General features: G+C 74.3%; 15 protein-coding genes, 1 tRNA gene and 1 pseudogene. 8 read left to right on the top strand and 9 right to left on the bottom strand.

Going from position 1 to position 24,730, the window contains the following annotated elements; genetic code table 11:
- Window positions 1-70: 70 nt before the first annotated feature.
- Window positions 71-1,606: a GH1 family beta-glucosidase gene (locus tag D7223_RS01605; RefSeq protein ID WP_238161463.1), complete on the bottom strand. Its 1,536-nt coding sequence runs from the start codon at window positions 1,604-1,606 to the stop codon at window positions 71-73.
- Between the two features lie 1,051 nt (window positions 1,607-2,657).
- Between D7223_RS01605 and D7223_RS01600 the strand changes: the two genes are divergently transcribed.
- Complete coding sequence (locus D7223_RS01600; protein WP_120724004.1) at window positions 2,658-5,558, top strand: glycoside hydrolase family 48 protein; 2,901 nt, start codon at window positions 2,658-2,660, stop codon at window positions 5,556-5,558.
- A 283-nt stretch (window positions 5,559-5,841) separates the two neighbouring features.
- On the opposite strand, the gene D7223_RS01595 is transcribed toward D7223_RS01600, so the two are convergent.
- Window positions 5,842-6,573, bottom strand: a complete 732-nt coding sequence (locus D7223_RS01595; protein ID WP_120725608.1) for a DUF3159 domain-containing protein — start codon at window positions 6,571-6,573, stop codon at window positions 5,842-5,844.
- 81 nt (window positions 6,574-6,654) lie between these two features.
- On the opposite strand from D7223_RS01595, the gene D7223_RS01590 reads away from it, so the two are divergent.
- Window positions 6,655-7,536, top strand: coding sequence for a phosphatase PAP2 family protein (locus D7223_RS01590; RefSeq protein WP_120724002.1), 882 nt, complete (start codon window positions 6,655-6,657; stop codon window positions 7,534-7,536).
- On the top strand, window positions 7,533-8,219 hold the full coding sequence (locus tag D7223_RS01585) for a maleylpyruvate isomerase N-terminal domain-containing protein (protein WP_120725606.1): 687 nt from the start codon (window positions 7,533-7,535) through the stop codon (window positions 8,217-8,219). The genes D7223_RS01590 and D7223_RS01585 overlap by 4 nt, the downstream gene beginning before the upstream one ends.
- A gap of 6 nt (window positions 8,220-8,225) precedes the next feature.
- Here D7223_RS01585 and D7223_RS01580 read toward each other — a convergent pair whose 3' ends face one another.
- Window positions 8,226-9,107 carry a DUF1028 domain-containing protein gene (locus D7223_RS01580; RefSeq protein ID WP_120725604.1) on the bottom strand — a complete coding sequence of 294 codons (882 nt, stop codon included), beginning with the start codon at window positions 9,105-9,107 and terminating at the stop codon, window positions 8,226-8,228.
- Between the two features lie 62 nt (window positions 9,108-9,169).
- Window positions 9,170-10,411, bottom strand: coding sequence for a low temperature requirement protein A (locus D7223_RS01575; RefSeq protein ID WP_120724000.1), 1,242 nt, complete (start codon window positions 10,409-10,411; stop codon window positions 9,170-9,172).
- 158 nt (window positions 10,412-10,569) lie between these two features.
- On the opposite strand from D7223_RS01575, the gene D7223_RS01570 reads away from it, so the two are divergent.
- Both D7223_RS01570 and D7223_RS01565 read left to right on the top strand, forming a co-directional pair.
- On the top strand, window positions 10,570-11,544 hold the full coding sequence (locus D7223_RS01570) for an LLM class F420-dependent oxidoreductase (RefSeq protein WP_120723998.1): 975 nt from the start codon (window positions 10,570-10,572) through the stop codon (window positions 11,542-11,544).
- The gene (locus D7223_RS01565; protein WP_120723996.1) at window positions 11,541-12,332 is read left to right on the top strand and encodes an SDR family oxidoreductase; all 792 of its coding nucleotides are present in this window, start codon (window positions 11,541-11,543) and stop codon (window positions 12,330-12,332) included. Before D7223_RS01570 ends, D7223_RS01565 begins: the two co-directional genes overlap by 4 nt.
- 131 nt (window positions 12,333-12,463) lie before the next feature.
- Here D7223_RS01565 and D7223_RS01560 read toward each other — a convergent pair whose 3' ends face one another.
- The 5 genes and pseudogenes from D7223_RS01560 to D7223_RS34210 all read right to left on the bottom strand — a co-directional run.
- The gene (locus tag D7223_RS01560) at window positions 12,464-14,932 is read right to left on the bottom strand and encodes a transglutaminase TgpA family protein (RefSeq protein WP_238161622.1); all 2,469 of its coding nucleotides are present in this window, start codon (window positions 14,930-14,932) and stop codon (window positions 12,464-12,466) included.
- A 35-nt stretch (window positions 14,933-14,967) separates the two neighbouring features.
- Entirely contained in the window at window positions 14,968-16,119 is a 1,152-nt protein-coding gene (locus D7223_RS01555) for a DUF58 domain-containing protein (protein WP_120723992.1), read from the bottom strand.
- Window positions 16,120-16,127: 8 nt separating this feature from the next.
- Window positions 16,128-17,123 (bottom strand): AAA family ATPase, encoded by a 996-nt coding sequence (locus D7223_RS01550; RefSeq protein WP_120723991.1) that lies wholly within the window; start codon window positions 17,121-17,123, stop codon window positions 16,128-16,130.
- Between the two features lie 29 nt (window positions 17,124-17,152).
- Window positions 17,153-19,771 carry a fibronectin type III domain-containing protein gene (locus tag D7223_RS01545; RefSeq protein ID WP_120723989.1) on the bottom strand — a complete coding sequence of 873 codons (2,619 nt, stop codon included), beginning with the start codon at window positions 19,769-19,771 and terminating at the stop codon, window positions 17,153-17,155.
- 2,326 nt (window positions 19,772-22,097) lie between these two features.
- Window positions 22,098-22,697: pseudogene (locus D7223_RS34210) on the bottom strand (tetratricopeptide repeat protein); the annotation flags it as partial.
- Window positions 22,698-22,927: 230 nt separating this feature from the next.
- Between D7223_RS34210 and D7223_RS01535 the strand changes: the two are divergent.
- The 3 genes from D7223_RS01535 to D7223_RS01525 all read left to right on the top strand — a co-directional run bounded on the left by D7223_RS01535 (window position 22,928) and on the right by D7223_RS01525 (window position 24,620).
- A tRNA-Leu gene (locus D7223_RS01535) sits at window positions 22,928-23,011 on the top strand.
- A 266-nt stretch (window positions 23,012-23,277) separates the two neighbouring features.
- The gene (locus D7223_RS01530) at window positions 23,278-23,604 is read left to right on the top strand and encodes an AbrB/MazE/SpoVT family DNA-binding domain-containing protein (protein WP_238161452.1); all 327 of its coding nucleotides are present in this window, start codon (window positions 23,278-23,280) and stop codon (window positions 23,602-23,604) included.
- A complete protein-coding gene (locus D7223_RS01525) occupies window positions 23,601-24,620 on the top strand; it encodes a tyrosine-type recombinase/integrase (RefSeq protein ID WP_238161451.1) in 1,020 nt (339 codons plus the stop codon). The genes D7223_RS01530 and D7223_RS01525 overlap by 4 nt, the downstream gene beginning before the upstream one ends.
- Window positions 24,621-24,730 lie beyond the last annotated feature (110 nt).

Genomic DNA, 24,730 nt, shown 5'->3' with positions numbered 1-24,730 from the left:
GGACCGCGCCCGCCGGGGGTTCCCACCCGACGCCCGCCGACCGGCGTCGGGTGGGAACTCCGACAGGTCGTCAGAGGCCGTTGTCGGCGATGACCCGTCGGTACCAGTGTGCGCTGCTCTTCGGGATCCGGCGCTGGGTGGGGTAGTCCACGTAGACCAGGCCCCACCGCTGGTCGTACCCCTCGTTCCACTCGAAGTTGTCCAGCAGCGACCAGACGTGGAAGCTCTCCAGCGGCACGCCGGCGGTCACCGCCCGGTGCGCCGCGCTCAGGTGGTCGCGCAGGAACGCGATCCGCGCCACGTCGTCGACGGTGCCGTCGTCGCCGAGGGCGTCCGGCGTGGGCAGGCCGTTCTCGGTCACGGTCAGCGGGACCGGCCCGTACTCGCGGGTGACCCGGGTCAGGATGTCGTACATGCCGTCGGGGTGGATCTGCTGCCAGTCGGCCTGCGAGGTCGGCCAGCGGCGGACCGTGCCGCCGTCGCCGGTGACGTAGATCGGCGTGTAGTACTGCACGGCGAGCAGGTCCACCGGGGCGGCGATGACCTCCAGGTCGCCGTCGCGCACGGCCCGGACCATCCGGCTGTCCGGACCGAGGTCGGCCAGCACGTCCTGCGGGTACGCGCCGGTGAACACCGGGTCCAGGTAGAGGCGGTTCTCGTAGCCGTCGTAGAGGCGGGCGGCACGGGCCGCCTCGGGGGTCTCGTCGGCGGGGTAGCACGGGTGCAGGTTGAAGGCCGGCCCGATCCGACCGGTGCCCCCGCCGGCCCGCAGGGCCCGCACCGCGAGGCCGTGGGCCAGCTGGAGGTGGTGGGCCACCAGGTACGCGGCGTCCGGGTCCTGCCGGCCGGGGGCGTGGTGGCCGGTGAGGTAGCCGTTCTGCACCACGGTCTTCGGCTCGTTGATGGTCAGCCACACCGGGACCCGGTCACCGAGGGCGCGGAAGACCAGGTCGGCGTAGTCGGCGAAGCGGTTGGCGACGTCCCGTGACTCCCAGCCGCCGGTGTCCTGGAGGGCCTGCGGCAGGTCCCAGTGGAACAGGGTGACCATCGGGGCGATGTCCCGCTCCAGCAGGCCGTCCACCAGCCGCCGGTAGAAGTCCAGCCCACGCTGGTTGGCCGGGCCGGTGCCGTCGGCCTGGATGCGCGGCCAGGAGATGGAGAACCGGTAGCTGCGCAGCCCCAGGTCGCGCATCAGGTCGAGGTCCTCGGCGTACCGGTGGTAGTGGTCGGCGGCCACGTCGCCGGTGTCGCCGTTGCGGGTGCGTCCGGGCGTACGGCTGAACGTGTCCCACACCGACTCGCCCCGGCCGTCCTCCTTGGCGGCGCCCTCGATCTGGTACGCCGAGGTGGCCGCGCCCCAGCCGAAGGCCGGCGGGAAGCGGAGACCGCCGGCCGGTCCGGCGTCGCTCGCGGTGTCGATCCGCCCGTCGGCCGTACCGCCGGGCCGGGCACCGGCGTCGGCGTAGGCGGCCGGCCCGCTGTTCGGCATGGCGCCGGGCCTCGGGACGACGGCGGTGGCACGTGGTCCGGTGCCGTTCGCGGCAGCCACGGCGGTGGCGGAGAGCGCGGCGCGCCGGATCAGATGCCGCGGGGTGACTATCGACATGGGTTCTCCTTGAAGAATGCGGGCCACCGCCGTGAGCCGGGAGCGCTCCCAGCATAGGGCAGGCGCTTCCCGCCGGTCATCCGTCGGTCGCGCCGGGCGGGGATCCGGTCGGGCCCGCGGCGGTCGCGCGGAAGGGAGCGGGACGTGCGCGTACGCCCGCGGTGCGGCGCTGCGGGCGCGGGGCGCGAGAGGTACGGGGGCTGGCGCGGCGGGGCGCCGGGGGATGCCGCGGGGGGTGACGCGGGGGCCGGGCCGGTGTCGGGTCGGCCGGGGATCCCGGAGGCGGCCGGTCGGCGCGGGGGCGGGACGCCGGGGTGGTGCGACGCGGGGACGGGGTGGGAAGCGGGTGGGCGACGAGGCGTACCGCCGACCTGACCGGTGCGGTGTTCAGCGCCGATCGGCTACTTCTCCCACCGTGGACGGGGGTTTAGGGTGGGGACGGGGGAGGGCAACCCCCGTCCCCACCGTTGCAGCACACGTACGTGTCGGAATGGGCATCCCTGCCGTACGTGTCGCGCGGGAGCCGGGCCACGCGAGTGGCTTGAGGATCCACCTCCCTCCACACTGGTGGGATGATGGCTGGCGGCGGCGTCCGGGCTGGCCCGCCGTCAGCCCTCGGGCTGTTCTCCCCGAGGACACGGCCTTCCGACCGCGCTTCGGGTGATCTTCCTTGTGGAACTCTGTCGATGGAAGCGCTCCCATCGACGATGCTGCGACTGTAACGCCCGTCACGGCTTTGTGAAAGCCCCAAAACGAGATCGAAACATCTACCTGCTCCGACGGCGTCCACTTCTTGTGGGAGCGCTTCCAGGCGTGGCACACTGACGACCGATCGCGAAGCGGAGCCAGCTCGCGTGAACGTGGGTCGCCGAGGGCAGCCGGCACGGCCGGCATGGCACCCGACGAGGGACGCGGCGTCGCCGCCTCCCTCACGACGACCCCGGCCCCGGCCGGGGACGACCACCATCCCGGGCGCCGTGAAACCCCCGAAGCACATCCGGCGTCCCGCCGGGGCCCCGTCCCCGGCCCGGTCCGAGGAGACACCGCCTTCATGAGAAATCTGGCTAGACGTCGCCGTGTGGCGATGGTCGCCGCCGCCGCGCTGGTCGTCGGCGGGGTGACCCTGCCGGCCGGCGCCGCGCAGGCCGCCCCCGCCTGCGACGTGGTCTACGCGACCAGTGACTGGAACAACGGCTTCACCGCGAACGTCACCATCAAGAACCTCGGGGACCCGATCAACGGCTGGACGCTGCGCTTCGCCTTCCCCGGCGACCAGCGGGTCACCCAGGGCTGGTCGGCCCGGTGGAGCCAGTCCGGCAACCAGGTCACCGCCACCAACGAGTCGTACAACGGCAACCTGGCCACCGGTGCCTCCACCAACATCGGCTTCAACGGCTCGCACAGCGGCACCAACGCCAAGCCGACCTCGTTCTCGGTCAACGGCGTCACCTGCGGCGGTGCCGCACAGCAGCCGCCGACCGTCGCCCTCAACGTGCCGGCCGGCCCGTTCGAGGCCCCCGCCGACGTGCCGTTGACCGCGACCGCCAGCGACCCGGACGGCACCATCAGCAAGGTCGAGTTCTACCGGAACGGCCTGCTGGTCAACACCGACACCACCGCGCCGTACGCGTACACGCTGGAGGACCTGCCGGCCGGCAGCTACACCGTCCAGGCCAAGGCGTACGACAACGCGAACCTCTCCGCGACCGCGGAGAAGTCGTTCACCGTCGCCGCCGCCAGCGGGCCGGTGCTGGTCGCCACCCCGTCCTCGGTGAGCGTCAACGAGGGTGGCAGCTCCACGGTCAACCTCAAGCTCAGCGGTCTGCCCGCGGCGAACGTCCCGGTGTCCCTCGCCCGCACCGGCGACACCGACGTCACCGTCTCGCCGGCCACGGTCACGCTGACCCCGGCCAACTGGAACACCGGGGTGAACGTGACGGTCGCGGCGGCGGAGGACGCCGACACCGTCGGTGGCTCCGCCACCATCACCGCCTCGGCGACCGGGTACGCGCCGCTGGCGATCACCGCCACCGAGATCGACAACGACACCCCCGGCGGGGACAACACCTACACCGCCCGCTTCCTGGAGCAGTACGGCAAGATCAAGAACTCGGGCTACTTCAGCCCCGAGGGCGTGCCGTACCACTCGATCGAGACGCTGATCGTCGAGGCGCCCGACCACGGGCACGAGACCACCAGCGAGGCGTTCAGCTTCTGGCTGTGGCTGGAGGCCAACTACGGGCGGGTCACCCAGAACTGGGCCCCGTTCAACAACGCCTGGACGGTGATGGAAAAGTACATCATCCCGTCGCACGCCGACCAGCCGACCGCCGGCGCGCCCGGCACCCCGCAGTACGCCGCCGAGCACGACCTGCCCAGCCAGTACCCGTCGCAGTTGGAGGCGTCGGTGCCGGTCGGCCAGGACCCGCTGCGCTCCGAGCTGCAGTCCACCTACGGCACCGGTGACATCTACGGCATGCACTGGCTGCTCGACGTGGACAACACCTACGGCTTCGGCCGCTGCGGCGACGGCACCACCAAGCCGGCGTACATCAACACCTTCCAGCGGGGCACCCAGGAGTCGGTCTGGGAGACCGTCCCCCAGCCGTCCTGCGACACCTACGCGCACGGCGGCCGCAACGGCTACCTTGACCTGTTCGTCAAGGAGGCCAACGCCCCGGCCAAGCAGTGGAAGTACACCAACGCCCCGGACGCCGACGCCCGCGCGGTGCAGGCCGCCTACTGGGCGCTGACCTGGGCCAAGGCGCAGAACAAGCAGGCCGACGTGGCCGCCACGGTGGCCAAGGCCGCCAAGATGGGCGACTACCTGCGGTACGCCATGTTCGACAAGTACTTCAAGAAGATCGGCAACTGCGTCGGGGCCAGCACCTGCCCGGCCGGTAACGGCCGGGACTCCGCGCACTACCTGATGTCCTGGTACTACGCCTGGGGTGGCGCGTACGAGGCCAACCAGAACTGGTCGTGGCGGATCGGCTCCAGCCACAACCACTTCGGCTACCAGAACCCGTTCGCGGCCTGGGCGCTGACCAACACCCCGGAGCTGGCGCCGAAGTCGCCGACCGCGGCGGCGGACTGGACCAAGAGCTTCGAGCGGCAGCTGGAGTTCTACACCTGGTTGCAGTCGGCCGAGGGCGGCATCGCCGGCGGCGCGACCAACAGCTGGGGCGGCCACTACGGCACGCCGCCGGCCGGCACGTCGACCTTCTACGGCATGTTCTACGACGTCGACCCGGTCTACAACGACCCGCCGTCGAACCAGTGGTTCGGCATGCAGGCCTGGTCGATGCAGCGCATCGCCGAGCTGTACCTGCAGACCGGCAACGCCAAGGCCAAGGCCCTGCTGGACAAGTGGGTGCCGTGGGCGATCGCCAACACCACCCTCGGCGCCAACTGGTCGATCCCGTCGGACATGAAGTGGACCGGCCAGCCGACCACCTGGAACCCGACCAACCCGCAGCCCAACACCAACCTGCACGTCGAGGTCACGGTGAAGGGCCAGGACGTCGGCGTCGCCGCCGCCTACGCCCGGACCCTGATCGCGTACGCGGCCAAGTCGGGCAACGCGGCGGCGAAGAACACCGCCAAGGGCCTGCTGGACGCGCTGCACGCGGCCAGCGACGCCAAGGGCGTCTCGATGCCGGAGAAGCGCGGTGACTACCGCCGCTTCGACGACGTCTACGACGCCTCCACCGGGCAGGGCCTCTACGTCCCGTCCGGCTGGACCGGCACCATGCCCAACGGCGACGCCATCGCCCCGGGCAAGAGCTTCCTGGACATCCGCTCCTTCTACAAGAACGACCCCGACTGGCCGAAGGTGGAGGCCTACCTGAACGGCGGCCCCGAGCCGACCTTCAACTACCACCGCTTCTGGGCGCAGGCCGACGTCGCCATGGCGTACGCCGACTACGGCAACCTGTTCCCGAACGGCTGAACCACACCCGTCGGGTGGGCGGCGTGACACCGCCCACCCGACGGCCGACCGGGCCTGGGGGAGCAGATCGCCCGGTCGGCAGACGGCCTGACACCCACGGTCAGGCCGGGGTGGGTCGGTCGATCTGGCCGACGCAGCGGACCGACCGGCCCACCCCACCAAAACCGAATACGCGGCCAGCGCGAAAACGCCGAAAAAGGGGCCGCCGCGGGATCACGTGAGGGTTCGGGACGGAGTAACGTACGTCACCGGAGAGGCCGCTCCCCCCGTGGCGGCCTCTCCCTTATTCTTTGGCCCGCTCCACCCCTGCGGCATCTCCGGCCACCTCCGCGGCCGGGGCCGCGGCGCTGTCCCCGGCGCTGACCGGGTGGCGCAGCCCCGGATGGCCCGCCGGCAGCGAACGGCGCACCACCACCCAGCTCACCGCCAGCGCGGCGGCCACCAGCGGCCAGGTCAGCGCCACCCGGGTGATGGTCAGCGCGACCACCTGACCGCCGAGCCACAGCGGCAGGAACACCGCCACCCGCAGCAGGTAGGTCGCCGCCCACACCCAGCTGCCCCGGGCGTACGCGCGCAGCAGCGCCGGATCGCGTCGCCACCGGCCACGCTGCCCCAACGCCACGCCGACCAGCACCCCGAGCAGCGGCCACCGGACGGCGATGCTCACCATCCAGGCCAGCGCGCTGGCCGCGTTGGCGACGAGCTGAACCAGGAAGAAGTCCTCGGCCCGCCCGGTCCGCAGCGCGACCAGCGCCGCCACGCAGACGGCGAAGAGCCCGACCAGCACCGACCGGGGCCGGTCGCCGCGGCGCAGCCGCCATCCCGCCACCGCCGCACCCGTCACCACCGCCGCGCCGACCCCGCCGGCGAGGGAGTTCCCGCCCAGCAGCCAGCCCGCGGCGAACGCGACCGGCGGCAGGGTGGCGTCCACCGCGCCCCGGCGCCCGCCGAGCAGGTCGGCGAGCGACTCGGTGGGTTGCGGGGGTGGCTCTCCGTGCCCGGGTGTGCTGGTCACCGTCACCTCCTCAGCTCAGCCCCAACCTATCGGCCTCCTCCCACCGGTCGACCCGCCGGAGGCGGCCGATAGGTTGTCCGGGTGCGCGTGACGGCAAGGGGTGGAACCGCGGTCTGGCTGGTCGTGCTGGCGCTCGCCCAGACGGCCGCCTTCCTGGTGGTGTGGCGCTACGCCGTCCATGCGGAACTCGGTCAGTGGATCGACACGGTGGCGCTGACCGGCAACCGGATCGGTCAGGACCGGATCGACGGCCCGGTGAACACCGTCCTCAACGCGATGTCCGTGGTGTCGCTGCTCGCGGTCACCGCCGTCATCGGCTTCATCGCGCTGATCCGGGGCCGGATCGCGCTGGCCGTCACGGCCACCCTGCTGATCGTGGGCGCCAACGTCACCACCCAACTGCTCAAGTACCTCCTGGTCCGGCCGGACTTCGGGATCGACCCGGAGCGGGCGGCGGTGGGCAACAGCCTGCCCAGCGGGCACACCACCGTCGCCGCGGCGGTCGCGGTCGCGTTGGTGCTGGTGCTGCCCCGCAAGGTCCGCGTCGTCGGTGCGTTCCTGGCCACCGCGTACGCCGCCGTCGCCGGGGTGGCCACCCTCTCGGCCGGCTGGCACCGGCCCAGCGACGCGGTGGCGGCGTACCTGGTCGTCGGCGTGTGGGCGGCACTGGCCGGGGTGCTGCTGCTGATCACCCAGCGGGAGCAGGCGCAGGTGGAGTCGACCGACGCGCACCGGACCGCCGCGCTCGTCCTCGGCCTCGGGGGCCTGCTGGCGATGGGTGCCTGCGCGCTGGCGCTGGCCTGGCTGGTCGACCTGCCCCGGGTGGCGCCGGACGAGCTGAGCCGCCGGCCGCTCTTCGTCGGATACACGGGCAGCGCCGCCGGTATCGCCGGCACCATGGGCGTCGTGATGGCGCTGGTGCTGATCAGCGTGCACCGCCTCGTCCCGCGCCACAAGGGCTGACCGGGGTGACCGGTCCGCGGCAGGTCCGGACGGCGTTCCACGACGAGTGCGCCCAACTGGTCGAGGTGCTCGCCGGTCTGGCCGACGGCGACCTCGACCGCCCCACCGACTGTCCGCCATGGACGGTACGGGAACTGGTGGCGCACGTCCGCGCCGGAGCGGCCCGGCTGGTCGACATGCTCGCCGCGCCCGCGCCGTCCCGCGCCGAGGTCGACGCCACCGGCTACTTCGGCGCCGCCAAGTTCGCCCCGGCGGTGGACGCCGACCGGATCGACGGCGGCCGGCGGGCGGCCCGCGCCGGAGACGGCGCCGCGCTGGCCGCCGACTTCGACGCCGCCTGGCGGACCACCCTCGACGCGGTGGACCGGGCGCCGGCCGGGCGGGTGGTGCGCACCCGGCACGGTGACGCGATGGCGCTCGCCGAGTTCCTGCGTACCCGGGTGGTGGAGGTCGGGGTGCACGGCCTGGACCTGGCGGCGGCCCTGGGTCGGGACCCGTGGCTGACCCCGACCGCGGCGGCCGTGATCGCCGACCTGCTCACCGGCGGCCGGCCCGTCCCACCGGAGCTGGGCTGGGACCGGCTCGACCTGATCCGCAAGATCACCGGGCGAGTCCCGCTGGCCCCGCACGAGCGCCTGATCGTCGACGCGGCCGGCCTGCGCCGGCTCTCCTTCGCCGGCTGAGCAGGGTCAGGTCGTCGCGGTGGTCCCGCTCGCCGCGCGCGGGGCCGGCACGTGCGGTGCGGCCTTGCGCAGGTGGTCCAGGACGATCGGGTCGATCCGTCCTGGCACCAGCCGCTCCTCCAGGTTCTCCAGGCCGGCCCAGGACACCAGCGCCTCCTCCGGCGCCGCCGGGTCGACCGGGTGGCCGACGGCGGCCAGCAGCGCGCCGACCTCGGCGGCGACCGCGCCGGTCAGGTCGAGCAGGGTCGCCGGGTCCGGGCGACTGAACAGCAGGGTGTGTATCGCCAGCAGCCGGCCCAGCTCGGCGACCGGGTCGGGGTGGTCGTCGACCCGCAGGTCTACCAGGGCGTCGCCGGTGCCGCCGTACCCACCCCCGCGCTCGACCACCAGCAGCGCCGCGCTCTGCCGACCGCGCCGGTCGCCCCCGGCCTGGTCGCCGGCGCGCAGCGCGGCGAGCAGGCGCTGCGGGAACGGCAGCGCGGAGCCGCCGAGCCAGCCGTCGCGGAGCGCGTCGATCACGTGCGGGCCGGCCAGGATGTTGCCCTGCGCCGCCCAGCCGTCGCCGGCCTGGCCCCCCGCCCACGGATGGCAGCTCGGCCCGGTCCAGGTGGCGCCCGGCCCGGTCGCGGCGACCACGCCGACCTGCCGGTGGTCGCGTTCGCCGTCGGCGGCCACCAGGCCGGCGACAACGTCCGTCGCGGTCACGCCGGTACGCAGCAGCGCCAGCCCCTGCGGGCGGTAGGCGAGGTTGACGTGGGCCTGGGTCGCGACGGCGCCGATCTCGGCCTCGGCGGCCGGGACCAGCGCCCCGGCGGCCAGGAACTTGCTGGCCACCACGATGCCGTGCCGGCGGCCGTCGTCGGAGCGGGCGACGAGGGAGAAGGTCACGAGAGGGAGGGTAGCGCGGCCGACGGCGCGGGCCGCCGGCCGCGACGGTGGGAACCCCCAGCTCAGAACGGCGGTGCCGCCGCCTCCGGTGGCCGGCCCCGGGCCCGCCGGGCGTCGGCCACGGCCACCGCGGCCAGCACCACCGCCGCGACGGTCGCCGACCACAGCGGCGGATGGTGCAGCAGCACCGGTACGCACGCCAGCAGCACCAGGACGGCGATCCACCGGGACGGCGACACGCGGGAGAACACCTCGTACTCGAAGCGGGCCCGGCCGGCCAGGAAGAGCACCGGCCCGCCGACCACCAGGGCGATCCAGGCGGGTTCGGGCTGATCCATCGGGTGCTCGACGACCAGTTCGTAGCCGATCGCCGTGGCGGTCAGACCGACCACCATCACCAGGTGGGTGTCGGCCGCCGACCGGCCGATCGTCGCCGGGTGGCGGGCGTTGGCCACCGCCTCGCCGAGGATCTGCCCGGCGCGCTGCACGTAGATCCGCCAGAGCACGATCGAGGTGGCCAGCGCGAGGGCGAAGGCGGTCGTCTGATCCGGGTGGTAGGGACCCTTGCTGTACGCGAAACCGGCCACCAGGATCGTCTCGCCCAGCGCGACGAGGAAGAACTGCTGGTAGCGCTCGGCGAGGTGCTCCCCGGCGATGTCCCACTTCGAGATCTTCGACCGGCCCAGCCCGGGCACCGGGTAACCGAGCCGGACCGCGACGTACTCGACGGCGAGTGCCGTCAGCCAGCACGCCACCCGCTCGTTGGTCGGCAGCAGTGCCCCGACGATCCACAACACGCCGCTGGCGGCGAAGATGATCGCCATCCGCGCCTTGAGCCGGCGGTACGGGTGCGGGCCGAGGGCGATCAGCAGGATCACCGGCCGGGACACCTGGGCGACCACGTACGCCACCGCGAACGCCAACCCGGTCCCCGAGAACGCGCGGGGGATCGCCACCCCCATCACCATGCTGCACACCAGCGCGGTGATCACGACGAGCTGCAACCAGCCTCGGCGCGGGTCGTACCGGCTGGTGGTCCACGCGGTGCCCTGCCACACGCTCCACAGCGCGAGCAGCAGCAGCAGGGTCTTGCCGCCGCCGGTGACCGCCCCCCACCCCTCGCCGCCACCCGGTTTCAGCGAGAGGTCCTCGAACGCGCGGGCCGAGATCCGGGTCAGCGCGAACACGAAGACCAGGTCGAAGAACAGCTCCAGGAACGTCGCCCGCCCCGGGTCCTCCGTGGTGGGCAGCAATCGTCGCCTCCCGGCCAGGAGTCGGCGCCGTTCGCCCTCGGTGGAGCCCATCAGGCAGTCGTAACATCCCGGCGGCGGCACCCGACCGGCATCCGGGAAACCCGGTCAAGTGCAGTGGGAGTGCAGAATCCCACTCGGCTCCCCACCGTCCGATCTTGCGGCGCGCCACCGCCGGCGGGCACCATCGACCGATGACGACGCGATGGGGCATGACGGTACCGATGGGCGGCATCCCGCTCGCCGACCACGGCGCGGTCTACACGGCCCTCGACCGGGCGGGCTTCACCGACCTCTGGTCCTCCGAGGTGGCCGGGGCCGACGCGTTCACCCCGCTGGCGCTCGCCGCCGCCTGGACGCCCCGGCTGCGGCTGGGCACCGCGATCACGCCGGTCTTCACCCGGGGGCCGGGCCTGCTGGCGATGAGCGCCGCCGCGCTCGCCGAGACCGCGCCGGGCCGATTCGCGCTGGGCATCGGCGCGTCGTCGCCGGTGCTGGTCCGGGACTGGAACGCGCGGGAGTTCACCGAGCCGTTCCGGCGCACCCGCGACGTGCTGCGCTTCCTGAAGGCGGCGCTGTCCGGCGCGACCGTCGACGAGGCGTACGACACGTTCACCGTCCGCCGGTTCACCCTGGAACGGCCGCCGGCCGTGCCACCACCGGTGCTGCTCGCCGCCCTGCGGCCGGGCATGCTGCGGCTGGCCGCCGCCGAGGCCGACGGGGTGATCCTGAACTGGCTAGCCGCCTCCGACGTACCGCAGGCCCTCGGCGTCGTCGGCGAGCGCAAGCCCGGCTTCGACGTCGTCGCCCGGATCTTCGTCTGCCCCACCGAGGACGCCTCGTACGCCCGCACCCTGGGCCGCCGGTTGATCACCAGCTACCTGACGGTGCCCGCGTACGCGGAGTTCCACCGCTGGCTCGGCCGGGCGGAGGTCTTCGACCCGATGTGGCGGGCCTGGGCGGCCGGGGACCGGCGGGGCGCCGGCGCGGCGGTGCCCGACGAGGTGGTCGACGCGCTGGTGCTGCACGGCTCGCCGGAGCACTGCCGGTCCGAGGCACTCCGGTACGCCGAGGCCGGGGTGGACGTACCGGTGCTCGCGCTGCTGCCGACGCCCGAGCTGAACACCGGCGGCCCCGAGGCTCTGCTCGACGTGATCGGCCGACTGGGCGGGGGTGCGCGGTCGTGAACCTCACCGATCGGGTCGTGGTGGTCACCGGCGGGGCCGGTGGCATCGGGGCGGCACTGGTCCGCCGGTTCGTCGCCGAGGGCGCCGCCGCGGTGGTGGTGGCCGACCTGGCCGCCGACGCCGCCCGGGCGGTGGCCGAGTCGGCCGGCCCGCAGGCGCACGGTGTCGGCCTGGACGTCACCGACGAGGACCAGGTCCGCGCGCTGGTCGACGACACCGAGCGACAATACGGGCGGATCGACCTGTTCTGCGCCAACGCGGGCGTGGCCACCGGCGGCGGCATCGAGGTCGACGACGCCGGCTGGGACCGTGCCTGGCGGGTCAACGTGTTGTCGCACGTGTACGCCGCCCGCGCCGTGCTGCCGGCGATGCTCGCCCGGGGCGGTGGTCACCTGCTGATGACCTGCTCCGCGGCGGGGGTGCTGACCGCGGTCGGGGACGCCGCGTACACCGCCACCAAGCACGCATCGGTCGGTTTCGCCGAGTGGCTCGCGATCACCTACCGGGACCGGGGCGTACGGGTGCACGCCCTCTGCCCGCAGGGCGTGGACACCCCGATGCTCGCCGACGGGCTGGCCGCCGGTCACCTCGGAGCAAAGGTGATCGCCGCCTCCGGCGTCGTGCTCACCCCCGACCAGGTCGCCGACGCGGTGATCGCCGGCCTCGCCGAGGAACGCTTCCTGATCCTCCCGCACCCGGAGGTCGCCGACTACGCCCGCCGCCGGGCCGAGGACCCCGACGGTTGGCAGGCCGGCCTGCGCAAACTCGTCCGCCGGCTGACCACCTGACCCGCCCCACCAGCGCGCCGCGGTGTCGCCGTCCGCGCGCCGGTGCGTCGGCGGTGCCCGCGCCGGTCGGCGGCGGGCTCATGATCGTGCTCGATCCATGTTGTAGTGGCCTCGTCCGCACCCGGAAGCCACTACAACATGGATCGAGCGTGATCATGCGGGGTGGGATCACGACCGTCCGTCGATGCTGGCCGCTCGACCGGTCCGGTGCCGCGGTCGCGGCGCAGCGGACCGGGGTGCACCGACCAGAGCAGGCGCCGCCACCGGGGGCGGGCCGCCCGCAGCGCCGCGGTGTAGTCCCGTGCCAGGGTCACCGCGCGCGCCGCCTCCCCTTCGCTGCTGGTGCCGGGCGCGAACACCAACCGGTTGAGCAGATCGGCCAACTCCTCGACACCGGTGCCGCCCGCGACTCCCGCGCCGATGCCGCCGCCCGCGACTCCCGCGCCGATGCCGCCCGCAGGTCCCGCGCCGCTGCTCGCGCCGGGGCCGCCCGCGCTGCCCGCGTCGCCCGTGCCAACCGCGCCGCCGGGGTTGGCGACGAAGCCGCCACCGGGACCGTCCGTGACCGTGCCCGGGTCGGTGCCGGCGTGGCGGGCACGGGCATCGGCGAGGACCCGGTGGGCCCGCACGGCGACCTCGGTCGCCGACAGGTCGGTGCCGACCCGGTGCCCGGCGAGCCGGAGCGCGTCGGTGACCTCCCGCCAGGCGCCGGCGATGCGTTGGCCGGGGTCACCCCGTTGCAGGCGGGCCCGGGTGAGCGAGCGGCGCAGCGCCGCCAGGACGAACAGCAGCGCCCCCACCAGCAGCAGCACACCACCGGTCCCGACGGCCACCAGAACGGGGGTGCCCACACCGCCGCCACCGGCCTCGCCGTCCGACGCCGCGACCGGTTCCGGTGGTGCGGTCGGCTCCACCGTCGGTTCCGGCACCTGCGACGGCGGCGGCTCCTCCGGGGGCGGACGGAAGTCCTCCTCGACCGGTCGGGGCTCGTCGTCGGGCCGGGGCAGCGGGTCGAACGGCACCCAGCCGAGCCCGTCGAAGAGCACCTCCGGCCAGGCGTACGCGTCACCCGCCCGCACCGGCCCGTCGCCGGTCGACCGGAACCCCACCACCACCCGGGTCGGCAGCCCGGTCAACCGGCCCAGCACCGCGAACGACGCCGCGAACTGCTCCGAGGTGCCCCGCTGCCCACCACCGGCACGCGGGCCGAAGAGGAAGAACGCCAGATTCGGGTACGCGTGCCCGCTCGGTGAGTCGGCCACCAGGCGGTAGTGCTCGGCGAGGAACTGCTCGACGGCGGCGGCCCGCGCGTACGGCGCGCCGTTGGACTCGGCCAGCTCGGCGGCGAGGCGGCGCACCGGGTCGGGCACCCCGTCGGGGACCCGCAGCACCCGGGCCACCTCCTCGCCGGCCGGAACACTCGCCGTGGCCAGCAGGTTCGCGTCCGGCCGCTCCCGTACCGACGTCACCGTGTACCGCAACCCCGGCGCCAGCCCCTCCGGCCGGATCAGCGTCCCGGTGGCCGGGTCGTACGCCACCCGGGCACCGGTCACCTCACGCGGGGTGGCGACCGCCGGCAGCAGCCGACCACGCAGTTCCGCGACGGTGATCTCCTGGCGTACCGTCCCGGTGGTGGCCGACTCCGGCGGCGCCGGCGCGGGCAGGACCCGCCCGGCGTTGCGGTAGGTCGCCCCGACCCGCCAGGTCACCCCGTCGTAGTCGCTGAGCACCGCCAGCCGGATCCGGTCGCCCCGTGGGTCCGCGCCCACCGGCGTGCGGACGTCCAGCAGCGGCTGCTCCGGGTTCAGCGCCCACCCGGAGATCCGGACCAGCGGGTTCTCGTCCCACGCGTCCACCCGGGGCGGTTCGACGTACCGGCGCGGGTCCACCGGCCGCCCGCCGACCTGGCCGGCGAGTGCCGGCCCGAGCAGCGCGCTCAACCCGACCACCACGGCCACCCCGGCGGCCGAGGCGGTCACCAGCCGCAGCCGCACCGCCGCCCGTACCGGGGCGGGCAGCCCCGCCGGCGGGCCGGCACCACCCGGGGTGAGCAGGCCGAGCACCGCCACCGCGACGAACGCGAGGGTCGGCCGCGCCGCCGGGTCGGCGTTCGGGCCCACCACGTAGAGCGCGCCCGCGTACAGCAGCACCGGTGGCAGGTAGCCCAGCAGCACCCGGCGGGCCCGCAGCGCCACCTCCGCGCCGGCCAGCCCGGCCAGCCACGCCGCCACCACCGGCACCAGTACCGTGTCCGGCGCCGGTTCGACCGGGATCAACGCGGTCAGCAGCCGGGGAATGCCGTTGGCCGCCGCGTCGGCCACCGACCCCGCCAGCGGGCCGGGCACGCCGGCGGAGTTCGCCGACCAGCGCAGCGCGAACACCGTCCAACCGGCCAGCGCCAGCACCGACAGCGGCGCCACCACCCACGACGGCAGCCGGCGCGCCGCCACGCTCACCGCCACCGACCCGACCGCCGAACCGAGCACCAGCACGGTCAGCAGCGCGCCCGCGTACACCCGGTCCAGCACGACCCCGGCCAGCGCGACCAGCGCGGCCAGCGCCACCGGCAACGGCGTCGCGGCCAGGATCCGGCCGGCCAGGGCCGCCGCGCCCGGCCGGCCGCGCTCGGGCGCGGTCACCACCGGCGGACCCGGTCCCACTCGCCGGCGAAACCGGCGCCGTCGGCGGCGTCGACCACCACCAGGCCCGCCGCGTCCGCCGGCACCGGCCGCGTCGCACCGAGAACCCCCACCACCACCGAGGGGTACGCGCCGCGCAGCGCGCCCACCGCACCCAGGTCGGCCCGGCCACCCGGGCCGGTCAGCAGCACCAGGGTGTCGCCGAGCCGGTCCTGGCGCAGCCGGTTGACCACCGGCCGGAGGTCGTCGGCGTCGCCGAGACTCGCCGCGGCCAACCGGTCCAGCGGGCCACCCGGCTCGCCGGACCCGGCGTCGTCGTCCGGGACCGCCAGCAGCAGCACCACCGGCAGGTCCGCCCGGTACGCGGCGGTCACCACCGACGCGGCGGCCTCGCACGCCGACTCGAACGACTCGGCCACCCCGTCGACCCGCTCCGGATGGGCGGCGGCCCGGTTGTCCAGCAGCACCACGAGCCGGGGCAGGCTGGTGTCCACGTTCTCCCGGACCATCAACTCGCCCACCCGGGCGCTGGTCCGCCAGTGCACCCGACGCAACTCGTCACCGACCACGTACTCGCGCAGCGCGTCGAACGTGATGGACCCGTGCGGGACCGCGTCCACCCGGCCGTCCAGGCTGCGCCCGGCGCCGGTCGGCACCGCACTCAGCGGATGCACCCGGGGATGCACCCACACCGGCACCGTCGACCCGTACCGGCGCGCCGACGCCACCAGCCCCAACGGGTCGCGCCGGACCACCCGCAGCGGGCCGACCGGCACCACACCCCGGCGGGCCGTCGGCACGTCGTAGCGGACCGTCGTGTCCCGGCCGGCCCGCAACCGCAGCAGCGGCACCGGGACGGCCCGGTCCCCGCAACGGTCCTCGGCCACCACGCTCGCCACCGGCCACCGGCCACCGTTGCGCACCGACAGTGTCATCGCCGCCGGCTCGCCGCGCGCGACCCGGTCCGGGTCGGCGACCCGCTCCACCACCAGCCGAGGGCGCCGGGCCGCGACCACCCCGGCGTAGCCCACCGCCGTCGCGGCCGCCGCGCCCAGCAGCACCAGTTCCGGGTACGCGAAGCGGAAACCCGCGCCGAGCAGCACCACCGCGGCGACCAGCAACCCGACACCCCGGGCGGTGATCCCCACGCCCCTGGTCAGCCCCGCACCGGCGCCGGCTGCCCGGACGGCAGCGGCACCGGCACCGAGGCGATCGCCTGGCGCAGCACCTCGGCGGCGGTCACCCCGCGCACCTGCGCGTCCGGGGTGAGCAGCAGCCGGTGCGCGAACACCGGCTCGGCCAGCGTCTTCAGATCCTCCGGCATGATCCAACCCCGCCCGTCGATCAGCGCGTACGCGCAGGCCGCCCGGGTCAGCGCGATCACCCCGCGCGGGCTCACCCCGACCCGCACCTGCGGGTGCGTCCGGGTCGCCGCCGCCAACCGCACCGCGTACGCGTACAGCGGCTCGGCGATGTGCACCCGGCGCGCCATCCGCACCATCTCCCCGACGGTGGCCGTGTCGGTGACCGGGGTGAGCGCCTCGGGGGAGCGCACCGTCGCCCCGCGCAGCACCTCCACCTCCACCGCCTCGTCCGGGTACCCCACGGACAGCTTCACCAGGAACCGGTCCAACTGCGCCTCGGGCAGCCGGTAGGTGCCGTCCATCTCCACCGGGTTCTGGGTGGCCACCACCAGGAACGGCTGCGGCACCGGGTGCCGCACCCCGTCCACCGTGACGGTGCGTTCCTCCATCACCTCCAGCAGCGCCGACTGGGTCTTCGGCGACGCCCGGTTGATCTCGTCGGCGATGACGATGTTGGCGAAGACCGGCCCCGGGTGGAACTCGAACCCCCGGCTGGCCTGATTGAAGATGGTCACCCCGGACACGTCCGACGGCAGCAGGTCGGGGGTGAACTGGATGCGCCGCCACTGCCCCTTCACGGTCGCGGCGACCGCCCGCGCCAGGGTGGTCTTGCCCACCCCCGGAACGTCCTCCAGCAACACGTGCCCCTGCGCGAACAGCGCGGTCAGCGCCAGCCGGACCACCTGGGGCTTGCCCAGCACCACCGCGTTGACGTTCTCGGCCAGCCGGGCGGCGAGCGCCGCGAAGCCCTGCACCTCCGGTTGGGTGAGCGGGTCGTGGGTCTGCACGGTCGGTGGTGCTCCTCGCCTGTATGTGGTCAGCAGGGCGGCAGGTCGGTGATCGTGTCGCCGCCGTCGAGGTTGAGCCAGGCCCACGGGATGTAGTTGCGTCCCTTGTAGTCGACCCGCACCCACCAGGTGCTCTGCTTCTGGTCGTTGTAGATCCACGAGTCGACGTCCTCGCCGGCCTGGCGGCAGTACGCCCTGAGCCGGGTGCCGGGCTTCGCCCAGCCGACCTGCCGGTCGTTGTCCTGACGGGGCACCGAGAAGACCTCGTTTCCGTTCCGGCCGTCGACGTCGGCGTTGCAGTAGGTGCGCTGGTCACCGTCCGGGCCGTTGACGCACGTCGCCGTCCCGTACAGCGCGGCGGTGGCCTGGACCCGGGTGGCGGTGCCCTTCCCGGCGGCGTTGGTCGCGGTCACCGTGAACGTGTGGCTGGTGCCCGGCGGCAAACCGGTCATCGTGATGCTGCCGCACCCGCCGGCCTTCGCCGGCTCACCGGGCGCACTCAACGCGCAGGTCACCTTCCCGCCCCCGGCGTCCACGGTGAACCGCACCGTCGCCGACGTGGCCGTCGCCGACGACCCGGTCACGGTGACCCGCGGCTCGGCCACCGTCCGCGCGGTGACCGTCGCCTCCGCGCCCGGTCCGGCCTCGTTGACCGCCTTCACCGTCACCGTGACGTTCTGCCCGTTGCCCAGGCCGCCGATCGTGGTGGCGGTGTCGGTCACCTCGCTGCGCCGGCCACCCACGTCCACCAGGTAACCGGTCACCGGCCGTCCGTTGGCCTCGGCCGGTGCCCACCGCACCGCCACCGTGCCCGGCCGGTCCGACACCGTAGCCGCGCTCAGCTCGACCGGCCGCCCCGGCGCCGCGTACGGCACCACGGTGTTGCTGACCGGCGAGGCCGCCGACCCGGCGCCCCGGTCGTTGACCGCGACGACCGTGAAGGCGTACTGGGTGCCGTACTCCAACTCACCGGCCGGCACCACCAGCTCGGTCTTCGTCGACTCGCCGGCCGGGGCGTTGGTGCCCGCCGAGGTGGCCGTCACCGCGTACCGGGCGATCGTGTTGCCCTGGCCGTTCGCCGCCGGCCACCGCACCAGAACCGTGCCGTCCGGCCGCTCCTGCGCGGTCACGCTGGCCGGCGGGTCCGGCACCGCCGCCGTCGGTGTCACCGGGTTGCTGTTCCGCGACGGCCCGGCGCCCCGGGCGTTCACCGCGTGCACCGCGAACCGGTACGTCTCACCGTTGGTCAGGCCGGTGACCTCCACCGCCCGCTGGTTGGCGCCCACCTCCAGGCGCCGCCCGGCGCCGGTCACCACGTAGCGGACGATCTCCGCGCCGTTGGCGGCGGCCGCCCGCCAGCTCACCCGGGCCTGCGCGTTGCCGGCGGCGGCGGTCACCGCCCTCGGTGCGCCCGGCTTGCCGACCTTCGGCTTCTTCGGCGGGGGTGGCGGTGGCGGAACCGGCGGCGGGTCGCCCCCCAGCACGTCGTTGGCGTACTTGTCGACCTCCCGCACGCGGTGCCGATCGTCCACCACCCGGGCCGTCGACGCGTCGGGCGCGTTGATGAAGAGGTGGTTCTCCCGCACCTCCAGCTCCAGCGGCCCCGCCGACCGGCCCCGCACGGTGTCCACCAGCCGGCCGTCGGCGTCGAACGCGTACACCGTCCCGGTCGACTCGTCGGCGGTGTAGATCCGCCCCGCCCAGGCCACCGCCGCGCTCAGCCGATCGCCCGAGCCGGGCACCGCGAAGGCGTTCACGTCACCGGCGGTCCCGACCACGTGTACCCGCCGCTCGCCCGGCACCGTCACCGGCACCACCGACCCGGTGGTACGCGCCGGCAGCGTGCCCGGCGCGGACACCGCCAGCTTCGCCCTGGTGACCGTCCCGGCCCGGACGGTCACCAGCTCGCCGGCGGTGCGGTCGAGCACGGCCACGCCCTCGTCCAGCGTGGAGACCACCAGCTCGTGGCTCGGCTCCGCCACCTCGTACGTCGCGACGCGCTGCGGGCTGAGGCCGCCCTCGGTGGGGGCCGCCGAGGCGGGCGCGGAAGGCAGTGGCGCGGCGGTGATCATCGAGACGGTGCCCTCACTCGGCACCGCGATCCACAGCCGCCCCGCGCCGTCGAACTCGCCCCCGGTGATCCCCGGTGGGTAGCCGACCGGTTCCCCGATCGGGGCCAGCGACCGCGGGTCGAGCTGGCGGACCACGCCCTGCACGGCGTCGACCACGAAGGCGGCGTCCTCGTGCAGGGCGACGTTCACCCCGATACCCGGAGCGGTCCTCGTGTTCGCGGTGATCTGGAGCGTCGCCAGGTCCAGCGAGGACACCTGCCCGGTGGTGAGATCACGCAGGACCAGCAGCCGGTCGGTCTGGGACACCCGCGTCGGGTGCCGGCGGGCGTCGGGCACCTCCACCCGGGTGTCCACCCGGGCGGTGACCCCGTTGACCCGGGCCAACTCGGAGCGGGCCGAACTCCACAACCAGGAACTCGCGTCGTGGCTCGCCACGGCGGTGTCGGCGGCACCGAGCCCCAGCACGGTCAGCCCCATCGCGGCCAGCAGCGCGGCCACCGTGCCGACGGTCACCAACCCGCCCCGGAACCGCCTCCCGGAGGCGCCGGCCCTCACGGCATCGTCGATGGTCGCCACAACGGCCGCCTCTCCGAGTCGTTACGGCAGGTCGCGACCGGTGTCCGGCGACCCTCCCCTGCGCCGGGTGCCATCATATGGCCCGGTCACGCCCGGGGGAACCCGCACCGTCCTCCTGTGGACACACAGCGTGTCCGGGGTGTCCCCGCCGATTCCGCTCCGCGCGCCCCCGCGCTCGGCCGCGACGGACGCGCTCCGCTCACCCGGGGGCGGCGGTGCCGTCGCGCACGGTGCACACCTGCTCCGACGTGGCGGCCACGTCCGTCGAGTAGACCGCGACGACCGTGAAGCAGTAGTCCAGCCGCGAACTCAGCCCGTTGACCGTCCAGGTCGTCCGACCCGGGTCCACCGTGGTCAGCACCCGCAGGGTCTTCCCGGCCTGGCCGCCGGCCACCATGAACGGCACCGCGCCGCCGGACGGGTCGGACCAGTTGACCGTGACCGACGCCCCCTCGTCCCGCAACGCCAGGTCGGCGGGGGGAGGACTCGACGCCGAGCTGGTCGCCGGCGCCGAGGACGCAGCCGGGTAGCGGTCGGCCAGGACGGCACCCACCCCCACCCCGGTGGCCGTCGCCGCCAGACCGACCACCCCGGCGATGACGATCCGGTTCCGTCGCCGGCGGCCGTCATCCTCCGGCGGCGGGTGACCGGACCGCTCCGCCGCGCCGGACCCGGACCACAGCTGCCCGGCCGGCTGCCCCCCCGACGGCCCGTACGCCCCGGGAGGCGCGACGCTCCTACCTGGGTCTGTCGCGTCCGGGTCGGACGGCGTGGCCGCACCCGGCCAGATCGGCGGTGCCGCACTCGGCGCCGGCGGTCCGCTCGTCGCCGCCGGGTACGGCTCCGGGGGCGGCCCACCGATCGGGTGGGTCGGCGCGGGCGGTCCGCTGGTCGGGTACGGCGGTGCGCTGTCGGGGTGGGTCGGCGCGGGTGGTCCGCTGGTGGGGTAGGGCGGTGCGCTGGTGGGGTAGGGCGGTGCGCTGCCGGGGTGGGTCGGCGCCGGCGGTGCGCTGGTCGGGTAGGGGAGTCCGCTGGTCGGATACGGCGGTGCGCTGCCGGGACGGGCCTGCGCCGGGGGCCCGCTGGTGGGGTACGAGGTGGCGGGGGGCGCGCTCGACGGCTGCGCCGGCCCGGCCGGGCGCACTGGGGCCGGTGGCCCGCTCGTCGGGTACGCCGACGGGAGCGGACCGGTGGGCGGCGCCGGGTCCGGCCGGATGGCTCCGAGCCGCTCGGGAGCCGTGTCGCCGTCCGGACCCTGCCCGCTTCCGGCGGCTCGTCGTACCGGCGGCCCGGTGTCCCCGTCCGTGGACCCGGCGGCCCGCCGGGCCCGCTCCTGCGCCAGAAGGGGCTCGAGCTGCCGTACCTGGATGGTCGGCTCGGCCCAACCCGGCACGTCCGACCGGGTCGGGTTCGGCTCCGCCCGCCCGCCGTGCGACTCGTGGGGCGGCGGCGTGGCCGGCGCGCGGTCACCGGCGCGCTGCCGGGGCGCGGACGGCTGCGGACCGGCACCGGTCGCGGTCGAGTCCGCCGTCGGCGGTCCGACCGGTCCGGGGGAGTGAGCCACCGGCGGCGGCGACGGTGCGGGCCTCCACGCCGACCCGGGCCCCGGTTGCTGCGGCGGTGACCAGGTCGGCGGCGTCGGATCGGCCCCTGAGGTAGGCCGGGTCGGCGCGCCGGGACGTACTCCCGCGGGTTTCTCCGGCACCACGACCGGCGGCGGGGTGGCGCGGCGCGCCGGGACCGCCGACGGCTGCCGGGGCGGTGGTTCGGCTACCGGGTGCGCCTGCGGCACGGGCCCGGCGTCCGCCGGATGTGCTCGCGGGGTGGGTACCCGCAGGGGCGGGGCGCCCGGCGGCGGAGCCTGTTCCGGCGGTCCGCCGGAGATCGACGTCTCCCGACCGCGCCGTGGCTGCGGCCCGCCGTCGTCCGCGGGGATCCGGGGCAGCTGGGCGGTGGCCGTCTCGCCGTCGTGCGGTCGCCACGCGGTGGTGAGGACCGCGAGCGAGACCGTGGGTGCGGTGAGCGCGTTCACCCCGGGCGATCGTCCCGGCCCGCCGAAGCCGTCGGGACGGGGTGGAAACCCGGAACGGGTCGACGCGCCCGGCCCGTCGCCAGCCGTCCGCGCGGCGGGAACCGGCCCGCCGGTGGCCTGCGGTCCGCCGGTGGCGTGCGGTCCAGCGGTGGCATGTGGCCCGGCAACGGTGTGCGGTCCGCTGGTGGCGTGCGGTCCGGGGGTGGCGTGACGATCGGCGGATGTCGATCCGCCGTCGAGTGGGGGAGCGCCGGTGGTGGGGCTGGCGCTGCTGGTCGGGGCGGTGGCGGTGGCCGCTGGTGACGGGCCGGGTCGGGCGGTCGGTGGGCGCTGGGCCGGCGGTGGGGCAGCGGCAGGGTGGCGGGGGTGCGGCGTCGCGGTCGGGTGCGGCAAGTGCGGGGCGGGCGTCGCCGGGTGCGGGGCGGCGTGGTGCTCGGGGGCCGGTGGCGGGGCAGTGGATGGGGCGTCGGGGAGGCCGAGGTAGCGGCGTGCCGCGCGTACCGCCGGGTGGTCGTCGCCGAGCACGGCGGGGCCGGCGGTGACCACCCGGTTGAAGCTGCGGCGGGCCTCGTGCCGGTTGCCCAGTTCGTCCGCGACGACGGCCAACTCGAAGGCGAGCGCCAGCATCAGCGGGTCCGCGTGCGGCCACCGGCGCTCTCCCGCGGCGAACGCCTCCTCCAGCACCCGGCGCGCCGCGCTCGGCTCGTCGGCCTCCCGGTGCAGCCGGGCCAGCAGATGCGCGGTGCTCAGGGTGTCCGGATGGTCCGGCCCGTACGGCGGGCGGGCCGACTCCACGGCGTCGGTGAGCAGCCGGCGCGCGGCGACGGTATCGCCCGCTTCCCGAAGGGCGAGGGCCCGGTGCTGGACCGTGGCGAGTGGGGAGGGATGGGACACACCGTCATGCTGCCGGCACACACCGCCCGCCCGCTACCCGGACCCGCCGGGGAAAGCGTGAATCGCCCCGATGATCAGCCCGGGAAGGCGTCCGGACGCGCCCCGGTCCACCGACCGGAAGCCGATGTGCATGATCCATCCGGGGCGTGTACAGTGACTCCCCGTGCGGCCCGCCGGGCTGCCGGCCGGTGGAAAGATCACCTGCCTGGCGCGGTAGGCTGGACGAGCAGGTCCGGGTGGCGGAATGGCAGACGCGCTAGCTTGAGGTGCTAGTGCCCGTATAGGGCGTGGGGGTTCAAGTCCCCCCTCGGACACAGATTTGAAGCATCCCTGCTGTATCTGACGTACCCGTGGTCAAGCTCGCTTGATCACGGGTTTCCAGCCCTTTCGGCAACCTTCATCGGGACTGTCTCCCGTGGGGCTGATCGCCATGGCTGACGCAACAGTCGCCGCCCTGGTGCCTCCTGCGCTGCCGGGTCGAATCCGCGAGGAGAGTCGGCGACTAGACGGATCGCTACGTCGCCCACCATTGCCGCTGCCAGACTTTCCGACGCCACGCGCGGGGGTCATGGTGTATGGCTTGGCCGCCATCGACATCAGTGGCCGAATCGCCGACCGGGTGATCGTCCGCGCGCTCGGCTGGACATCGGGCACCCGTCTTCATATCCATGAAGACGCCGGGCTCATCGTCGTGCGGGTGAGCTCGCAAGGTGTCTTCACCCTCACTGGGCAGCGCCATCTGCACCTGCCCGCGGCTGTCCGCAAGTGGTGCGGGCTCAAGGCCGGCGAGCGGGTACTGCTGGCAGCGGATCCCACTGCCGGGGTTCTTGTTGTGCACCCACCCGCTGCCCTGGACCGAATGATTGTCCAGGCGCACGCTGCTGCTCTTGGCGGTGACGAGGGGTGAGTCAGACCACGGCGGGCTCGGCCGAGTTGGATGCCGCTCGACTGCTGCTCGCAAGAATGGGCATCTCGCCTGCCGACCTAATTGAAGCATCGGCGAAGCGACCGTTGGCGCCGACGTTCGCCGAGTACGTTCCAGTCGTAGCGGCTGCGGTCAGTGAGGGTACCCGGCGAGCCTATGGCTCTTACTGGAAACGCGTGGTGGAGCACTGGGGGCATCGGAGACTGGTTGAGCCCACACCGTCGGAGATCGAGCGTCTGGCGGAGTATGTCAAGACGCACGTGGTGGCTCGGCGGAACGCCCGCGGGGGCCGAAGCGCAGCTGAGCACCTGATCGCCGCACTGCGTTGTCTCTACAAGAGGGCAGTCGCTGATGGTTTCATCGCGGCGTCAGACAACCCTGCGTTGAAGGTGGCGAAGCCGCGCCGGTTGCCGAGCACGCGGCGGGCGGTCGCGGACGCCCGGCTGGCGGAGATTAACGCTATCGCCGCCAGCACGGGCGACGATCCGGCGCTCGATACCTTGCTCCTGCGGTTGCATACCGAGACGGCGTGTCGCCGCGGCGGAGCTCTGGCGCTTCGCCCGGTTGATCTCGATCCGGACCAATGTCTGGTTCTGCTGCGCGAGAAGGGAGACACGGTGCGTTGGCAACCAGTTTCTCCGACGTTGATGAGATACCTGCAACGGCATGGTGAGGAGCGGGGCGCGACGGAGGCGGGTCAACTGCTGCGCTACCGGAGTGGCCAGCCCATCACGTACCGGCGTTACGACCATCTGTGGGTGCGGATCGGCGAGCACCTACCGTGGGTCTACGTGCAGCAGATCAGCACACACTGGTTGCGGCACACTACGTTGACATGGGTTGAAAGGAACTTCGGCTACGCTATCGCACGAGCCTATGCCGGTCATTCGGAAGGTGGCGGCGATGCTGGCACTACAGCTAGTTATGTGCGAGCGACGGTGCAGGAGATCGCGGCCGCTCTGTCGGCGCTTACCAGCGAGCCGCATCCTCTGAGCTAGTTGCGTGGTGGGGCCTGGCCTTGCGGGCTGGGTCACACCACGATGTGGGGTGTCACAGAACCACAAGTAGGGCCTCGGCTAGAGTTAGCTCTTCCGTCATTGCCGGCGTG

Origin of the sequence: Micromonospora endolithica, from assembly GCF_003626595.1 — a bacterium.
Taxonomy (GTDB): domain Bacteria; phylum Actinomycetota; class Actinomycetes; order Mycobacteriales; family Micromonosporaceae; genus Micromonospora; species Micromonospora endolithica.
The sequence above is the reverse complement of the archived record's forward strand: the minus strand, read 5'-3'. Positions and strand labels throughout refer to the sequence as shown.

Coding starts and splice junctions, on each gene's coding strand:
- D7223_RS01570 (WP_120723998.1), top strand. CDS start 10,570: ATGACGGTACCGATGGGCGGCATCCCGCTCGCCGACCACGGCGCGGTC.
- D7223_RS01600 (WP_120724004.1), top strand. CDS start 2,658: ATGAGAAATCTGGCTAGACGTCGCCGTGTGGCGATGGTCGCCGCCGCC.
- D7223_RS01575 (WP_120724000.1), bottom strand. CDS start 10,411: ATGGGCTCCACCGAGGGCGAACGGCGCCGACTCCTGGCCGGGAGGCGA.
- D7223_RS01605 (WP_238161463.1), bottom strand. CDS start 1,606: ATGTCGATAGTCACCCCGCGGCATCTGATCCGGCGCGCCGCGCTCTCC.